Here is an 18,644-nt window from a genome sequence, read left to right as displayed (position 1 = left end):
TCGAAAGAGCGACACACAGGAGCATGATTATCTGGGGGTATTCCATGTGGCAATTAAAAACCAAATTATAAACACATGAAATGCCCATGAGAAAAGATTCTCACACAGGGGAATGATTATTTTGGGCATTCCATATGGCATTTAAAAAACAAATTATAATCATATGAAATTAATCTCATACAACGTCAACGGAATTCGTTCAGCCATGAACAAGGGTTTTGTGGATTGGCTCAAAGATGAAAACCCAGATGTTATTGGTTTACAGGAGATTAAAGCGCAGGAAAAAGATATTGATCCTACAATCTTTCAAGATCTGGGATATAATCTGTATTGGCATCCGGCTGTGAAAAAAGGATACAGCGGTGTGGCAATATTCTCCAAAATAAAACCCAACACTGTTAAATATGGAATGGGTTTAAATCGTTACGACGACGAAGGACGGATAATTCAGGCAGATTTTGATGGGTTTTCGTTTATCTCTTCCTATTTTCCCTCAGGGACAACAGGGGATGAACGGCAAAAATTTAAATACGCGTTTTTGGATGACATATATGGCTACATTCAGGATCTTAAAAGTGATAATCAAGGTTTAATACTCAGCGGAGACTATAATATTTGCCATAAAGCCATTGATATCCACAATCCCATATCCAACAAAAATTCATCAGGATTTCTTCCTGAAGAGCGGTTCTGGATGGATAAATTTACTGAATCGGGCTTTATTGATACATTCCGGCAATTCAACTCCAATCCTCATCAATACAGCTGGTGGAGCTTTAGGGCGAATTCAAGAGTGAAAAATCTGGGTTGGAGAATTGATTACCACATGGCGACCAAGGAATTGCAAAACAGATTGAAAAGGGCAGTAATTTTGCAAGACATAAAGCACTCCGACCATTGTCCAATTGTGCTAGAAATAGAATAAGAATAACTCAAGAAGATCTTAATCATTGAATATTTCCAAGATGAAATCAATTAAAATTTCAATTCCATCTCTGATAGAGAATATTAAAATCATCGAAAGTTTCATCGATAACGCAAAAGATAATTTCGAAATCAATGATGACATCTACGGAAATATCATGATCTCAGTGACTGAGTGCATCAGTAATGCAATCATACATGGCAATCAAGGAGACAAAAACAAATTGGTTCACTTGGAATTAAACATGGACGGGGAACAATTGAATTTTATAATTGAAGATGAAGGAGTAGGCTTTGACCTCCAAGCACTACAAGATCCAACAGCCCCAGAAAACCTTGAAAAACCGGGAGGTAGAGGAATATTTCTAATTCGTCACCTCAGTGACGAGGTGAAATTTGAAAATGGAGGTAAAAAGACAGTTCTTTCCTTTTACATCGACTGAGTATGGCAGTCAATTTTTTTTCGGAAGAAATCAAATTTGATTTACCTCAGAAGTTAAAAAGAAAGGCTTGGCTAAAAAAGATTGCTCAATCAGAAAACTTCAAACTAGGAGAGCTCAATTACATATTCTGTTCTGATGAATATCTATATCAAATCAATGTAGATTATTTAAACCATCACACTTACACAGATATCATCACTTTCGATAATTCAGAAGAGGAAGAAACCATCGAAGGCGACATATTCATCAGCATTGATCGGGTAAAAGAGAATGCAACAAATCATCAAGAGAATGAAGAATCCGAACTAAGCCGAGTCTTAAGTCACGGTATTTTTCACTTGATGGGCTACAAAGACAAATCAAAAGAACAAGCTGAACTGATGAGATCAAAAGAAGCGTTCGCAATTAAACTTTACGAAAACAGTTAACTGTTTCACGTGAAACACCTGTAAATCTTGCTTTAGATTTTCCAGCCTGTTCCACGTGAAACATCAAAATAATTACCATGTTTCCAATATATGATGTCATTGTAGTAGGGGCGGGTCATGCCGGATGTGAAGCAGCTCATGCAGCGGCAGCAATGGGTTCCAAAGTACTCCTTTGTACCATGAACATGAACACCATCGCACAGATGTCTTGCAATCCAGCGATGGGGGGCGTAGCCAAAGGGCAAATTGTAAGAGAAATTGATGCCTTAGGGGGACTGTCTGGAGTCATATCTGATAAATCTATGATTCAGTTTCGGATGCTGAACAGATCAAAAGGTCCTGCCATGTGGTCTCCACGTACACAAAATGACCGAATGAGATTTGCAGAAGAGTGGCGACTTGCACTCGAGCAGAACCAAAATGTGGATTTTTGGCAGGAAATGATTTCCGGCTTGTTAGTGGAGGCTGGAAGGGCAGTAGGGGTGAGAACAGCAATTGGAATTGAAATTCCTGCAAAATCTGTTGTGTTGACCAATGGAACCTTCTTAAATGGTGTCATTCATATTGGCGAAAAACAATTCGGGGGAGGTAGAACTGGAGAATCTGCGGCAAAAGGAATAACAGAACAATTGATACAGCTTGGATTCGAAGCCGGAAGGATGAAAACCGGAACACCACCGAGGGTAGATGGAAGAAGCCTGGACTATTCTAAGATGGAGGAGCAATTCGGAGATGAAAATCCTGAAAAATTCTCCTATTTAGACTCAACTCAGCCATTACTCAAGCAAAGGTCCTGTTGGATTACTTATACCAATAAAGAAGTGCATGAATCATTGGAAACCGGTTTTGATCGATCTCCAATGTTCAATGGAAGGATACAAGGCCTTGGACCAAGATATTGTCCCAGTATTGAGGACAAAATCAACCGGTTTGCAGAACGAGAAAGACACCAAATCTTTGTCGAACCAGAGGGATGGGATACAGTCGAAATCTATGTGAATGGATTTTCGACATCACTTCCTGAAGATGTACAATATAAGGCTATTCGACTAATCCCCGGATTTGAGAATGCAAAAATGTTCAGGCCTGGATATGCGATAGAATATGATTTCTTTCCACCCACTCAATTAAAATTAACGCTTGAAACGCATCATATCGAAAACCTGTATTTCGCAGGCCAAATTAACGGAACTACAGGTTACGAAGAAGCGGCGTCTCAGGGCTTAGTTGCGGGAATCAATGCAAGTCTAAAAGTCCAGGAAAAAGATCCCTTTATTTTAAAAAGATCAGATGCCTACATTGGTGTCTTAGTAGATGATCTTATTAATAAAGGGACTGAGGAACCATATCGCATGTTTACTTCAAGGGCTGAATTCAGGTTGCTACTTCGTCAGGATAATGCTGATTTGCGACTCACACAGCTAGGACATGATATTGGACTTGCATCAGATGAACGGAAGGAAAAAATGCTGGATAAAAAATCAAATACAGCTAAACTGATTAATGATCTGAAACAAAAAAAATTAAGTCCCCATACCATCAATCATGGCTTAAATAATATCGGCACTGCAGCGATCACGGAAAAAATAAGTGCCGAAAAACTTCTCAAGCGTCCACAGATCGGAATTAAAGAACTCATGACAGTAGATGAAGAGTTAAGCCAATATTTGAACAAGTATTCAAAAGACGTTTTAGAACAAGCTGAAATCCAAATCAAATATGATAGTTATATTGACAAGGAACAGCAAATGGTAGAAAAACTATCAAATATGGAAAATTACAAGATTCCTCTAAAATTTGATTTTCTATCTATAACGGCTTTATCAAACGAAGGCCGACAAAAATTAAATAAAATTCGTCCCGAAACTCTCGGTCAAGCATCACGAATAAGTGGCGTATCACCGGCGGATTTATCTATCTTGACAGTCTATTTAGGAAGATAAAATGCTCGAAAGACTTAGCAAATGCCCACTCTGCAAAAGTGAGCGTTTTCTTAATTATGCGGAAATCACTGACCATGCAGTGAGCAAGGAAAATTTTATTCTCTGCAAATGTTCCAATTGCGAGCTTCTCTTTACCAATCCAAGACCAACTGAGAATAAGATTGGACCTTATTATAACTTTCCTGAATACTACTCTCACGAGGACAAAGCAAAAAATCTCACGCAATGGATTTATCAAAAAGTCAGAAACTACACTATTTCAAAGAAAGTCGATTTTATAAGGCACCTTAAGAGAAAAGGAAAGCTGTTAGATTATGGTTGCGGAACGGGAGAGTTTTTAAAAGCAGCAAAAAATAAGGGCTGGAAGATATCCGGTATAGAACCGAATGAAAAAGCTAGAAATCAGGCGAATTTAAAGCTAAACGAAAAAGTAAAAAATTCAATAGAAGAACTTAATAAAAATTCAGATTACGATATCATCACACTATTTCACGTTCTTGAACATATTCATGAATTAAGAAAAACTCTAAAAAATATTATAACCCATTTAAATTCAGATGGATACCTTATTATTGCTGTTCCAAACGCTGATAGCTGGGATTGTAAAAAATATGGAAAATACTGGGCTGGTTGGGATGTTCCAAGGCATCTTTATCATTTTAACTCCAAATCAATCCAAGCCCTACAGACGGAATTTAATCTGGAATTGAAGGAAGTTAAACCAATGAAGTTTGACAGCTTCTACGTATCGCTACTTTCCGAAGGTTATTTACAAAAAGATTCTTCATTACTTTCAAGATATTGGAGTGCATTCAAGGCCGGAATTAAATCGAATCATTCTGCTAAAACCCCCGGCCAATTTTCAAGCAATATTTTCATTTTTCAAAAAAAGTGAATAAGCAAAGATTCCTATTTTCCTTGATTTCATTTCTGATTTGCGCTTCCTGTGCAAAACAGAGTACTCCGATGGGTGGACCAAGAGATCAAGAACCACCAGTACTGTTGGAATCCAATCCGACAAACCAAAGTATCAATACAAGCCCTGAAGAAATAAAACTGACCTTTGATGAATATATCAAACTCGATAATCCGTCCAAAGGAACTGTAATCACTCCGAGAATAGACAAGGATAAGGTGGTTTTTACAGCACTGAAAAATGTGGTTACAATCAAACTAAATCAAGAACTTGAAGACAGTACCACTTATGTCTTCAATTTCCAAAAATCAATCGTTGACATATCGGAAGAAAATCCTGCAGAAAACCTAAAACTGGTTTTTTCCACAGGAAATTCAATTGACAGCCTAAGTATTTCAGGCAGCATCAATTTTCATTTTCCCGCATCAAAACCGGATTACAAAAATATAGTAGTGGGTATTTATCCCCTTGGAGATACAACGGATGTTTTCACCGCACCACCTTATTACCTCAGTGAGGTAGACACATTAGGTAATTTCGCGATTACGAATATCAAGAACGGAAATTACCTCGCATACGCATGGAGAGACGCAAATGGAACATTGAAAGCAGAATCAAAATCAGAGGAGTACGATTTTTTGCTTGATACCTTGAAACTCGAAAAGAATATTGAAAATGTAAGATTCAACTTATCCAAAGGTGATTTAACACCAATCAGAATAGTAAGAACAGCACCTTTTGGTAAAAATTTCGACATTCTCCTCAACCGGACTCCTGTTGAGACTCAAATTGAAAACAAAGATTTGGGAAAAGAATTTTTCTACACTTTTTCAGATAACAGGATCAGAATCTTTCCAAATAGCCCAAAAGCAGACAGCATTCCATTCAATTTAAACGTCAAAGATTCAGTTGGATTCGTGAAAGATTCGCTTATTTGGGCCAAATTTCCAGAGTCCGAAAGGAGACCCGAGAAACTGCAAATCACAGCTAATTCAGGTAAAAGCTTTTACAAAGACCTGGAAATAGAACTGAAGTTTAACAAACCTATCAAGTCAATTAGTCTCGATTCATTGTTTATCACTTATGATACAGCCTCAATAATACCTGTCAGACGATCTATGATGGCTTTTGAGGATTCTATAAAAATGGATCTTCTCAAAATCAGACTTTCTATACCAGATTCCATTTCCAAAGACATCTTTACCATAAAGGCAAGTGATTCTACTTTTATAGATATCGAAAATCAATTAAACGAAACACCACTCTCAGCCAATTACAGGAAATTAAAACGAGAAAGTCTAGCTGACGAAATAAAAGGATCCATTCTGGGGGCTAAACCTCCATTTATTGTTCAATTGATAAATTCTAAAAATGAAACAGTCAGAGAACAATTTCTGGAAAGTTCGAACGACTATTCATTTAAACTTCTGGAAGCAGGTACATTTAAAATAAGAGTTATTGAAGATCTAAACGGAAACAAACGGTGGGATCCTTCAAATTTTAACCAAAGAAGACTAGCTGAAAGGGTGTTTTACTTCTTTAATGCTGAACAAGAACAAGCATTACTCATAAGAAGCGGTTGGACACTGGATGAACAAAATATAAATGCTACTGATCCAACAGGCATTCAAAAACGAGCTGAAAACCATGTGGACAACCTATAATTCAGCGGGGATATCTTCCAGAAACACGGGGATAAAATCTATCTTTTAAACAAATTGAAATTCATCTCAATGAATTCAATACCAATTGGGGATAAGACCAACTTTGTCCACAATGGCAAAGAAAGATTTCCACAGATCATTTAACCACATTTAGCTATTCTTGAAAAGTCGGTCTTTATACACTTTTTAAATTAAATGAATCAAGATCAACCTATTAAGAGTTGATAACCCGTTAACAAGTTGTAAGTAAAGCATAGGACTGCTATTACAGGTTGTGGCAAACTATTTTCCTTGGTTTTATCAACAAATCCACACCCTTAATAACCTTAATAGTTTTTCTTATTTAAATAATATAATATAATTAATACGCTGTTATTTTTGTGGATAGCTTTTGTGATTCTACTTTGATTTGGGTAATATTAAAATCATAAACCCAAGAAAATAATGAAACTCACCCGTCTTTTTGATTTAATTCCGCATCAGATTTCTACCTATGACAAGGAAGTTGCTTTGGCACGAAAGGAGGAAGGAATTTGGAAAACCTATTCATCCAGAGAACTTAAGATGATAGTTGATAAGCTTAGTTTAGCCTTGATTAGAACCGGAATCAATCCGGGGGAAAAGGTGGCAATTATTTCAGAAAACCGGCCCGAATGGAATTTTGTTGACTTAGCACTGCAGCAGATTGGGGCAGTATCAGTCCCCATGTATCCTACCATTACCTCGGACGACTATGCTTATATTTTTGATCATGCCGAAGTGAAAATGATTTTTGTAGGAGATAAGGAAATTTACACCAAAGCAGCAGCGGTTGCTGCAGATCGTCAGATATACTCTTTTGATCAAATCAAGGGTGTGGAGCATTGGTCTGCTTTGGACGAAAAAGGTGAATCGGGAGATTTGGCAAAATTGGAAGAATTAAAGGAACAAGTAAAAAGTGAGGATCTTTTCACAATTATTTATACCTCCGGAACCACTGGAAAACCGAAAGGAGTCATGCTTAGCCACAGCAACGTGCTTTCGAATGTACTTTCCGTTTCCAATACGATGACTCCCCCTCCGGGAATTTCTAAGGTTCTAAGCTTTCTGCCGCTTTGTCATATTTATGAGCGTACGGGTTCATTTTGCTTTATTTATATGGGATTTTCAATTTACTATGCTGAAAACATGGATAAAATCGGTGATAATCTCAAGGAGGTTCAGCCCCACGTTTTTAATACAGTTCCCCGACTTTTGGAAAAAGTCTATGACAAAATTGTAGCAAAAGGCTATGAGCTAACCGGTATAAAAAAGAACCTCTTTTTCTGGGCTTTGAATTTAGGGCTTAAATACGACCCTGCTGCTGATATGGGTGGATGGTATGATTTTCAACTCAAACTTGCCAATAAAATTATTTTCTCGAAATGGAGAGAAGCCTTGGGAGGAAATGTAATGCAGATCAATTCCGGTGCCTCTGCATTGCAACCGCGTCTTGCAAGGGTATTCTGGGCAGCCGGAATAAAAGTTTGTGAAGGTTATGGATTAACAGAGACTTCGCCTGTTGTTTCAGCCTCTGTTGGAAATTATGATGAGATTCGGATTGGCTATGTCGGAAAGATTGTGAAAGATGTCCAGGTGAAAATCGCTGAGGATGGCGAAATTCTGGTCAAAGGACCCAATGTCATGCAAGGATACTACAAGGAGCCTGAAATGACCTCAGAGGCACTTAAAAATGGCTGGTTCCATACCGGAGATATCGGTGAGCTGGACGGCGAATACCTTAAAATCACAGATCGGAAAAAAGAGATGTTCAAAACTTCCGGAGGAAAGTACATAGCTCCTCAAGTAATGGAAAATAAATTCAAAGAATCTCCGCTCATCGAACAGCTCATCGTGGTTGGTGACGGGAAGAATTACCCTTCAGCCTTGATTGTACCAAGTTTTGATGGATTGAAGGAGTATTGCAGAAGAAAAGATATTCCTTATCTCTCCGATTCAGAGATGATTTCCAATTCAGAGATCCTTGAAAAGTATCAATCGGAAATTGACGGACTCAACAAGTATTTTGGGAAATGGGAACAAATTAAACGGTTTAAGCTTTTGGATAAAACTTGGGGAATTGATTCAGGAGAGCTCACTCCGACGATGAAACTGAAGCGAAAGGTTATCCATCAAAAGTTTTCGAAGGAAATCGAATCAATATACCAGGCTTAATGGCCTGGTTTTTTTGCGTTTAATCAAAAAATGACAATCACCTCACATCAAAATTATTTTCGGTCAAGTTGATTATTCCTGATTTTTATTCTGTAAAAATAAAAAAAAATGATTTTTTACAATATTTAATTTTATAAAACATTAAATAACCTGTTTAATATTTGTGATGCATGCATAACTTTTTTTTAAATTAGTATGCATGCATACAAAATTTTTATACCTTAGAAGACCTCAATTTGAGCTTTTGAGTATCATGAAAAGAGAAGAGACAGTCGACTATCATATCAAAAGTGCCTGGCATGCCATTTCACGCATGTACAATCAGAAAGCTGCTGAAGAGGGATTTACGACAGCTATTGGCTTTGTATTGATCAATATCAATTCAAAGGAAGGTACTCCTGCAACTAAAATTGCTCCCTTGATTGGTTTGGAGACGCGAAGTCTGACTCGAATGCTCAAAACCATGGAAGAAAAGGGATTGATTTTCAAAAAAGCAGATCCTGTTGACAAGCGATCGGTTCGGATTTTTCTGACCGAAGAAGGAAAAGAAAAAAAGGAAAGATCGATCAATACCATCATGGATTTCAATCAACAAGTCCGAGAGCTTGTGAGCCAGGAGGAATTGAATACTTTTTTCGGAGTATTCGAAAAGATCCAGGGGGTCATTGAGCAAGTGAATGTAAGTGAGGTCAACAAGCCCATATTTGAATTATAAACCGATTTTCCGCCTGGCGGATAGACTACCAAAAACCCAAAAAAATGAACAGAACCATTAAAAAAGTTGCCATTTTAGGTTCAGGAGTGATGGGATCGCGAATTGCCTGTCATTTTGCCAACATCGGCGTACAGGTACTTTTACTGGATATTGTTCCTTTTGAGCTTACCGATGAGGAGCAGAAAAAAGGAATGACCAAAGAGCATCCCGCTGTCCGAAACCGCATCGTAAACACAGCACTTCAGAATACATTGAAGTCTAATCCATCAGCGATCTACGACAAATCATTTGCCAACCGGATTACAACCGGAAATTTTGACGATGATCTTCCAAAAATCAAAGACTACGACTGGGTGATGGAAGTGGTCGTGGAGCGATTGGATATTAAGCAATCACTTTTTGAAAAAGTGGAAAAGCACAGAAAACCCGGAACGCTGATTACATCCAACACTTCGGGAATTCCCATGCACATGATGTGCGAAGGAAGAAGTGAGGATTTTCAGACCCATTTTGCCGGTACTCATTTTTTCAATCCTCCGAGATATCTGAGGCTGTTGGAAATCATCCCCGGTCCGAAGACAAATCCTGAAATCATCGATTTCCTGATGCAATACGGGGATAAATTCTTGGGAAAAGAAACGGTTTTCTGCAAAGACACGCCGGCATTCATTGCCAATCGAATCGGAGTCTATGCGATTATCTCAGGCATGCATGCCATCGAAAAAATGGGCTTCAGTGTATCTGAGGTAGACAAATTAACCGGCCCAATCATTGGCAGGGCAAAGTCTGCGACATTCCGAACCATGGATGTGGTCGGCCTGGACACCACTGTAAATGTGGCCAATAACCTCTACAAAGCACTTCCTCACGACGAATCCCGTGACAAATTCAAATTGCCTCAGATCGTCGAAGTGCTATACAACAACAAATGGTTTGGTGACAAAACAGGTCAGGGCTATTTCAAAATGATCCGACACAAGGACGGAACGAAAGAATTGAAAGAATTAGACCTTAAAACTTTCGAATACAAAGATGTGGAAAAGCCCAAGTTCAAGGCTTTGGAGGCATCTAAGGAAATCGAGGATCTGAAAAAACGGCTCAAGTTCTTGGTCAATTTTGACGATCGGGCCGGAGAATTTTACCGCGCATCTTTCTACGATTTGTTTAAATATTGCTCCAACCGGATACCTGAGATTTCTGATGAGTTGTACCGAATCGATCAGGCTGTTTCGGCTGGTTTCGGCTGGGAATTGGGTCTTTTTGAGACTTGGGATATTCTCGGTGTAAAAGAGACGGTTGAAAAAATGGAAGCTGCCGGAGAAAAATCCGCTGCTTGGGTTCATGAGATGCTTGCCGCAGGACACGAAAACTTTTATAAAGTCGATGGAGGCAAAAAACTCTACTACGACATTCCAAGCAAAACCTATCTCGAGATTCCAGGCACAAAAGATTTCATCATTCTTGATACTTTAAAATCGGCCGGTAAAAAACTTTGGGGGAATACAGGATCTACAGTTTATGACTTGGGAGATGATGTGATCGGTCTGGAATTTCACACCAAAATGAATTCCATGGGTGCCGAGGTCATCGAAGGAATCAATACCGCCATCGGTATGGCTGAGAAATCCCACAAAGGACTCGTAGTTGGCAACGAAGGGGGGAATTTCTCCGCGGGTGCCAATCTAGCCATGCTGTTCATGTTTGCAGGAGATCAGGACTTTGACGAGATCAATATGATGATTGCCCAATTCCAAAACACGATGATGCGTGCGCGCTATTCTTCCGTTCCGGTTGTTGTTGCGCCACACAATATGGCTTTGGGTGGTGGATGCGAGCTTTCTCTGCACTCAGATCACATTCAGGCACATGCCGAATTGTACATGGGTTTGGTTGAAGTTGGCGTGGGATTAATTCCTGCCGGCGGAGGTACCAAAGAGATGACTTTGAGGTTTTCAAATGCGGTCATCAACGGCGACGTGGAGCTAAATCAGCTACAGGAATACTTCATGAATATCGCCACAGCTAAGGTTTCCACCTCTGCTGAAGAAGCCCGAGCCTTGGGATATCTGAGAGCAAAGGATGGGATCTCGATGAACAGAAAACGTCAATTGGCAGATGCCAAGGCTAAGGTAATGGACATGCATGCAGCCGGTTATACACAACCTGTACAACAGACCAATGTAAAAGTTCTGGGCAAAACCTCCCTGGCTTTATTTGAGGCAGGAATTACCGGAATGCAATACGGATCCTACATTTCCGAGCACGATGCAAAAATTGCAAGGAAATTGGCCTGGGTCATGTCAGGAGGAGATTTGTCCTCAGCTACAGAAGTGAGTGAACAGTATTTGCTGGATCTGGAACGGGAGGCTTTCTTGAGCTTGACGGGTGAGAAAAAGACACTGGAGCGAATTCACAGCATTTTGTTCAAAGGAAAACCGCTTAGGAATTGATTAAAGTAGCAAGTATCAAGACATAAGTATCAAGATTTTAAACCTACAGGTTATGCACAATTTCAAAGACTTAAAAGTATGGCAGAAAGCTGTTGATTTCGCGGTTAAAATTTATTCTGTCACTAGAGCCTATCCGAATGATGAAAAGTTCGGGCTCGTTTCACAAATGAGAAGAGCTGGCGTTTCAATTCCTTCAAACATAGCTGAAGGTTGTGCAAGAACGTCCTCAAAATCATTTGTCAATTCTCTTGAAGTGAGTTTAGGCGAGAGCTTTGAATTGGAAACTCAATTGATAATCTCTGAAAGGGTGAGCATTCTTGATTCTGAAACTGCGAAAGAAATGGAGTCAGACCTTTCTGAAGTACAACGTATGATAATAGGACTAAAAACTTCTATCGAGGCCAAATCTTGATACTTGATACCAACTACTTGATACTCTCATTCAATAACCCAATAACTAATACTCAAAAATAATGGAAGCATACATAATAAACGGATATAGATCAGCAGTAGGAAAGTCAAAAAGAGGCGGATTTAGATTTTACCGTCCGGATGATTTGGCAGCAGATGTAATCAAACATTTGGTGGCAAATACGCCCGGTTTGGAGACAAAAATGGTGGATGATCTCATCGTCGGAAATGCAGTGCCGGAAGCCGAACAAGGAATGCAAATGGGTCGGATGATTTCACTTTTGGCTCTTGGAATCGAAACTCCTGGATTTATCATCAATCGCTACTGCGGTTCAGGTTTGGAGGCGATCGCTTTGGCAGTAGGCAAAATCAAAGCCGGAATGGCAGATTGCATCATCGCCGGTGGGACAGAATCCATGTCTTTGGTACCGATGATGGGCTATAAAACTGCCCTTAATTATAAAATCGCAACGCAACATCCTTCCTACTACATCAGTATGGGTTTGACAGCGGAGGAATTGGCGCGCGAGTATAGCATTACCCGGGAGGAAGCTGACGCTTTTTCTGTGCGATCACATGAGAAAGCCCTAGCTGCAATTGCAAGCGGTAAGTTCAGGGACGAAATCGTTCCTGTGGAAGTAGAAGAAACGTACCTGGATGAAAAAGGGAAAAAGAAAACCCGAAAGTTCACTGTCGATACGGATGAAGGCCCGCGAGCTGGTACTACTCTGGAAGCCCTGGCAGCATTGAAGCCAGCCTTCAAAAATGGCGGTCAGGTGACAGCGGGTAATTCTTCCCAGACTTCGGATGGAGCGTCTTTCGTGGTAGTGATGTCTGAGCGATTAATGAAGTCTCTTGGATTGGATCCGATAGCCAGAATGATGTCCTACAGTGTTGCGGGCGTAGACCCAAGAATCATGGGAATCGGGCCAAAAGAGGCGGTTCCTAAAGCTTTGAAGCAGGCAGGATTAACCTTAAATGACATCGATTTGGTGGAGTTAAATGAGGCTTTTGCCGCGCAAGGATTGGCAGTGATGAAGTCGCTGGACATGAATCCTGACATTGTCAATGTGAATGGTGGCGCAGTAGCACTTGGACACCCGCTTGGATGTACCGGAGCAAAGCTTTCTGTTCAGATTTTCAACGAACTGCGACGCCAAAATAAAAAATATGGCTTGGTGACTGCCTGCGTAGGCGGCGGTCAGGGAGTGGCTGGGGTTTATGAGTTGTTGAAATAGAGACTTAAGACGTAAGACATAAGTATTTAGACACTTTAAATCAAACACTATGCATAACTATAAAGAACTGAATGTTTGGAAAAGATCAATAAAGCTTTGCGCATCAGTATATAAGCTTACGTCAACTTTCCCTAATGAGGAGCGCTTTGGTTTAATTTCTCAAATGAGAAGGGCTTCGGTTTCAGTTCCATCTAACATTGCTGAAGGCGGTGGACGAAGAACAAACAATGAATTCGTTCACTTTCTTGGAGTTGCACATGGGTCTATTTGCGAGTTAGAATCTCAACTATATGTCAGCGTGGAATTAGAGTTCAGCTCTTTTGAAGCGATTGAAGCCATCACTTCCGAATTAACAGAAATTCAAAAAATGCTTTTTGCCTTGATTCAAAAGTTTGAATCTAAGTCCTAGTCATCTTAAATCTTATATCTAAAATCTAACGTCTATTTATAATGGCAACACTTACAAAAGCAATCCAAGGAGGTGAATTCCTTGTCAGGGAGACATCGGCACAGGATATTTTTATCCCTGAGCAGTTTACAGAAGAGCAAAAAATGATGGCTCAAGCCTGTCAGGATTTCATCGATACGGAGATTACTCCAAATATCGAAGAAATCGACAGCATGAAGAATCCGGACTTAGTTCCTTCCATTTTCAAGAAAGCCGGTGAACTCGGGCTTTTGGGAATTGCAGTTCCTGAAGAATACGGAGGAATGGGCATGAGTTTCAATACTTCCATGTTGATTGCCGATATTATCGGTTCGGCTGGTTCTTTTTCCACGACCTATGGGGCTCATACCGGGATCGGCACTTTGCCGATTTTATACTACGGTACTGAGGAGCAAAAGCAAAAATATCTCCCCAAGCTTGCCACAGGTGAGTGGGCTGCCTGCTATTGCCTCACCGAACCGGATGCAGGATCGGATGCCAACAGCGGTAAGACCAAAGCAACCCTTTCAGCCGACGGGAAAACCTATCTCATCAACGGGCAGAAAATGTGGATTTCCAACGCAGGTTTTGCTGACCTCTTCATTGTTTTTGCCAAAATCGAAGACGATAAAAACCTCACTGCTTTTATCGTCGAAAAAACTTTCGGTGGTATCACCATGAATGAGGAAGAGAAAAAGATGGGAATCAAAGGTTCTTCCACCCGTCAGGTGTTTTTCAACGATTGCCCTGTACCTGCGGAAAATATGCTTTCTGACCGTCAAAACGGATTCAAGATCGCTGTAAACATCCTGAATATCGGCCGTGTCAAACTCGGTGCCGGAGTTTTGGGTGGTGTGAGAGGAGTCATTTCGCTTTGCATAGACTATTCTACGGCCCGTAAGCAGTTTGGAGTAAGCATCAATACCTTTGGAGCCATCAAATCCAAATTGGCCGAAATGGCGATCAGAACCTATGTATCCGAATCACTTTGCTATCGCGCAGGCCAGGACATTGAGGATCGAATCAATGCCTTGATTTCGGAAGGAATGGATGATACGGAGGCCAAGCTCAAAGGTGTGGAAGCATTTGCAATGGAATGTGCAATTGCAAAAATTCATGGTTCAGAAGTCCTGGATTATGTGGTTGACCAAGGTGTCCAAGTCTATGGTGGGATGGGCTATTCCGCAGAAGCTCCGATGGAAAGAGCCTACAGGGATGCCCGAATCGCCCGAATCTACGAAGGTACCAATGAGATCAACAGAATGCTCATGGTCGGCATGCTTTTGAAGCGTGCCATGAAGGGTGAGGTTAATCTATTCGAACCGGCAATGGCTGTTTCAGCTGAATTGACCTCTGTTCCTTCTTTTGAGACTATTGATACCTCGGAGCTTTTTGCTGCCGAAAAAGTCGTACTGAAAAACTTAAAGAAAGTGTTTTTGATGGTTGGTGGTAAAGCTGCTATGGCCTTGCAGGATCGTATCGAAGACGAGCAGGAGATCATGATGAACCTGGCGGATCTGATGATCGAAATTTACGCAGCTGAATCGGCAATTCTTCGATCAGAAAAACTGGTGAGTATCCAAGGAGAAGCCGCTTGTGCTAATCAGATTGCGATGTCCCAAGTTTACCTTTCTGAGGCGGTGAATAAAATTAACGACGCAGCTAAGGAAGCGATAGCCTCTTTCACAAAGGGTGATGAGCAAAAAGTGATGTTGATGGGCTTAAAGCGATATACGAAAGCTGATTTGGTCAATACCAAAGAGCTGAGAAGACAAATAGCCGATTACATGATTTCTGAAGGGAAGTATCCTTTTTAATTCAATAATTGATTTAGTATTGAAGTCCCCGATCTGATCGGGGACTTTTTTTATAAAAGGCCATCTAATTTCCCCACAGCACTTCGCAGAAAAGGACATGAATCTACTAAGCTGATGCCCGTTCTCTAAGATTTTTATACAGGGCGAAAAAACGCAACACTCTGAGGTTTGTTATCAGATAGTTTGTTTCTGATTTTTCAATTGCGGGCAAAAGTCATATTTTTTAGGAAGCATATTTTATACTTTACCGATTCAAAGCTTTCGATTTGAAAATCGGGGCATTCTAATTTTTGATATTTTAAGATACTACTTCAACTATGGATATTCAAAAATTAAAACAAGAAGCAGCTTGGCATTCGCTCTCCTGGGAAAGTATTTATTCCTTATTAGATACTTCGGGTAAGGGACTTACCAATGAAGAATCCTCAGCCCGATTAAGTCAATTTGGCCCCAACAAGTTACCGGAATCTTCCAAAACAACACTTTCACGGATCATTCTCCATCAAGTCATGAATCCCTTGATTTTTATCTTGGTTTTGGCGGCTTTGGTATCGATACTTATCGGAGAAGGAGAGGATGCTATTTTCATTTTATTGGTGATACTGATCAATACAGGATTGGGGACTTATCAGGAATACAATGCCGAAAAAAGTGCTCAAGCCCTTCAACAACTGATGAAAATCCAAGCCAAAGTCCATAGAAGCGGACAGATAAAAACGGTCAGCTCTGAAGATCTCGTTCCGGGTGATTTGGTTTACCTGGAGTCAGGAATGAAAGTGCCTGCGGATATCCGGCTTTGGGAAGCTTCAGTATTGGAAATAGATGAAAGTTTTCTGACTGGGGAATCGCTTGCTTCAAAAAAGAAAACTGGAAATCTTGAACTGGAAATCACTGTCCCTGACCGAATTAATATGGCTTTTGCCGGAGCAACAGTACTCTCCGGCCGGGGTAAGGGAGTAGTGGTTGAAACAGGAATATCCACGCAAGTAGGAAAAATAGCTCAAAATGTAGCAAAGGGAACTTCTGCCAAACCTCCGCTCATCCTTAGGATGGAGAAGTTTATCAAGCAGATTACTTTTTTCATCGTGGGCTTGAGTTTCATTATAGCTTTTATACTGAACTGGCAGGGGATGGATTGGGCTTCAATATTCTTTTTTGTAGTGGCCTTGGCCGTTTCAGCCATTCCTGAAGGTCTTCCGGTTGCACTTACAGTTGCCTTATCCATTGCAACAAGAAGGATGGCTAAGAGAAACGTGATCGTCAGAAGACTCAATGCGGTGGAAGCCCTCGGGAGTTGCACCATTATCGCAAGTGATAAGACAGGAACACTTACCGTCAATCAGCAGACCGCAAAAAAAATCCTCTTGGACAACGGGAATAGGTATTCTGTTCTTGGAGAAGGATACAATGGCGAAGGTGCGATAGAAGCGGAAAATTATGAAAAGGATGATCCTCAAGCCTTAGAGGCATTGGTCAGAGTTGGGATTATGGCCAATGAGGGAGGTTTGAGAAAAGAAGGCTCGGATTGGATTCATCACGGGGACGCAATGGATGTAGCCCTTTTGGGCTTGGGATTTAAACATGGCAGGGATCCGGAGGAAATGAAGCAGTCCTATCACACAGGAGGAATCATTCCCTATGAATCCGAAAGAAAATTCTCCGGAGCTTTTTATACCCTGGAGGATGAAATCAGATTTGGAGCCAAAGGAGCTTTAGAAACGATACTGGGATTTTGTCATTGTGATCAAGAATTCATTGATCAGAAAGTAAAAGAAGCAGAAAATTATGCCTCAAAAGGCTATAGAGTATTGGCTTTTGCTGAAGGAGTGTCACTAACCTTTGAAAAAAAGGATACTTATTCTGAGGAGGATATTCCAAAACTGCATTTTTTGGGAATGGTTTGTTTTATCGATCCATTAAGATCAGAAGCCAAAGAATCCATCAAAAAATGCAAACAGGCAGGTATCAAAGTATTAATGATTACCGGAGACCATCCCGCCACTGCCTTGAATATTTCAAAAGAACTAGGTATTGCTGTAGACGGAAGGCAGGTTGTTACTGGTCAAATGCTCCTTGATGCAGGTTCTACTGAATCCGAAGCGTACCACAAATTGGTTATCAATTCCAGTGTTTTTGCTCGGGTGAGCCCGATCCAAAAATTGGAAATTGTGGATGTTTTGATCAAAGCAGGGGAGTTTGTGGCAGTGACGGGAGATGGTGTCAACGATGCACCGGCCCTCAAGCGGGCGAATATCGGCGTGGCGATGGGAAGTGGTACGGATGTGGCCAAAGAGGTGGGATCAATGATAGTCACCGATGACAACTTCAGCTCCATTGTTGCAGGTGTTGAAGAAGGAAGGTTTGCCTATGACAATGTCCGGAAGGTGATTTTCCTACTTATTTCTACGGGTGGAGCTTTAGTGCTTTTAGTTCTACTTGCGATTCTGTTCGGCTTACCGCTTCCCTTCTTGGCTGTTCAGCTCCTTTGGTTAAATCTTGTCACCAATGGAATACAAGACGTGGCCCTGGCATTTGAGGGAGGGGAGCCAGGGGCAATGAAGAAAAGGCCGAGAAAACCCTCCGAGACTATCTTTAACTCGGTAATGATCAATCAGACGCTAGTAGCCAGCATTACTATCGGAGTTATTGTTTTTGGCTTTTGGTATTGGCTCATCGAAATTCAAAAAATGAGCGAATATCATGCGCGTGATTTAGCCCTATTGCTAATGGTTTTCATGCAGAATTTCCATGCATTCAATTCCCGATCAGAAACCACTTCCATCTTTAAAATCCCATTAAAAAGAAACTGGATTCTTGTGATCGGAGTGATTGCAGCGCAAGGGATTCATATCTTAAGTATGCATATACCTTTTATGCAAAAGGCATTAAAGATTGGACCAATAACACTCCAAGAATGGTTTTATGTGATCCTTTTGGCGATACCAATCCTGATTGTAATGGAGCTTTTCAAGCTGTACACTAATCGTAAAAGTGAGTCTGAAAAATGATTTTCCACAATTGGAATAGAATAACCGGTACAAAATTCCTTTTGCTGAAGTATGGTCAATGATTATT

General features: G+C 40.6%; 14 protein-coding genes and 1 pseudogene. All 15 read left to right on the top strand.

What is annotated here, in order from left to right:
- The first annotated feature begins 163 nt into the window (after positions 1-163).
- The 15 genes and pseudogenes from BLQ81_RS01220 to BLQ81_RS01155 all read left to right on the top strand — a co-directional run bounded on the left by BLQ81_RS01220 (position 164) and on the right by BLQ81_RS01155 (position 18,577).
- Positions 164-925 carry an exodeoxyribonuclease III gene (locus BLQ81_RS01220; RefSeq protein ID WP_092728125.1) on the top strand — a complete coding sequence of 254 codons (762 nt, stop codon included), beginning with the start codon at positions 164-166 and terminating at the stop codon, positions 923-925.
- A gap of 40 nt (positions 926-965) precedes the next feature.
- Positions 966-1,367 (top strand): ATP-binding protein, encoded by a 402-nt coding sequence (locus BLQ81_RS01215; RefSeq protein ID WP_092728124.1) that lies wholly within the window; start codon positions 966-968, stop codon positions 1,365-1,367.
- 2 nt (positions 1,368-1,369) lie between these two features.
- Complete coding sequence (ybeY, locus tag BLQ81_RS01210) at positions 1,370-1,795, top strand: rRNA maturation RNase YbeY (protein ID WP_092728123.1); 426 nt, start codon at positions 1,370-1,372, stop codon at positions 1,793-1,795.
- A 77-nt stretch (positions 1,796-1,872) separates the two neighbouring features.
- The gene (gene mnmG / locus BLQ81_RS01205) at positions 1,873-3,738 is read left to right on the top strand and encodes a tRNA uridine-5-carboxymethylaminomethyl(34) synthesis enzyme MnmG (protein WP_092728122.1); all 1,866 of its coding nucleotides are present in this window, start codon (positions 1,873-1,875) and stop codon (positions 3,736-3,738) included.
- Position 3,739: 1 nt separating this feature from the next.
- Positions 3,740-4,633: a class I SAM-dependent methyltransferase gene (locus BLQ81_RS01200; RefSeq protein ID WP_092728121.1), complete on the top strand. Its 894-nt coding sequence runs from the start codon at positions 3,740-3,742 to the stop codon at positions 4,631-4,633.
- Positions 4,634-4,704: 71 nt separating this feature from the next.
- Positions 4,705-5,010: pseudogene (locus tag BLQ81_RS22565) on the top strand (Ig-like domain-containing protein); the annotation flags it as partial.
- Positions 5,011-5,106: 96 nt separating this feature from the next.
- Positions 5,107-6,318, top strand: coding sequence for a peptidase associated/transthyretin-like domain-containing protein (locus BLQ81_RS01195; protein WP_245693123.1), 1,212 nt, complete (start codon positions 5,107-5,109; stop codon positions 6,316-6,318).
- A 444-nt stretch (positions 6,319-6,762) separates the two neighbouring features.
- Positions 6,763-8,511 (top strand): AMP-dependent synthetase/ligase, encoded by a 1,749-nt coding sequence (locus BLQ81_RS01190; RefSeq protein ID WP_092728120.1) that lies wholly within the window; start codon positions 6,763-6,765, stop codon positions 8,509-8,511.
- Between the two features lie 253 nt (positions 8,512-8,764).
- Entirely contained in the window at positions 8,765-9,226 is a 462-nt protein-coding gene (locus BLQ81_RS01185) for a MarR family winged helix-turn-helix transcriptional regulator (protein ID WP_092728192.1), read from the top strand.
- A 44-nt stretch (positions 9,227-9,270) separates the two neighbouring features.
- On the top strand, positions 9,271-11,676 hold the full coding sequence (locus BLQ81_RS01180; protein WP_092728119.1) for a 3-hydroxyacyl-CoA dehydrogenase/enoyl-CoA hydratase family protein: 2,406 nt from the start codon (positions 9,271-9,273) through the stop codon (positions 11,674-11,676).
- A gap of 52 nt (positions 11,677-11,728) precedes the next feature.
- Entirely contained in the window at positions 11,729-12,088 is a 360-nt protein-coding gene (locus BLQ81_RS01175) for a four helix bundle protein (protein WP_092728118.1), read from the top strand.
- Between the two features lie 61 nt (positions 12,089-12,149).
- Positions 12,150-13,325: a thiolase family protein gene (locus BLQ81_RS01170; RefSeq protein WP_092728117.1), complete on the top strand. Its 1,176-nt coding sequence runs from the start codon at positions 12,150-12,152 to the stop codon at positions 13,323-13,325.
- Positions 13,326-13,374: 49 nt separating this feature from the next.
- Entirely contained in the window at positions 13,375-13,734 is a 360-nt protein-coding gene (locus tag BLQ81_RS01165; RefSeq protein ID WP_092728116.1) for a four helix bundle protein, read from the top strand.
- A gap of 41 nt (positions 13,735-13,775) precedes the next feature.
- On the top strand, positions 13,776-15,569 hold the full coding sequence (locus BLQ81_RS01160) for an acyl-CoA dehydrogenase family protein (RefSeq protein WP_092728115.1): 1,794 nt from the start codon (positions 13,776-13,778) through the stop codon (positions 15,567-15,569).
- A 317-nt stretch (positions 15,570-15,886) separates the two neighbouring features.
- Complete coding sequence (locus BLQ81_RS01155; RefSeq protein WP_092728114.1) at positions 15,887-18,577, top strand: cation-translocating P-type ATPase; 2,691 nt, start codon at positions 15,887-15,889, stop codon at positions 18,575-18,577.
- Positions 18,578-18,644: the final 67 nt, after the last annotated feature.

Origin of the sequence: Algoriphagus alkaliphilus (assembly GCF_900103735.1) — a bacterium.
GTDB classification, from domain to species: domain Bacteria; phylum Bacteroidota; class Bacteroidia; order Cytophagales; family Cyclobacteriaceae; genus Algoriphagus; species Algoriphagus alkaliphilus.
Note: the sequence above shows the minus strand (reverse complement) of the source record. Positions and strands in the feature narration are given on the sequence as shown.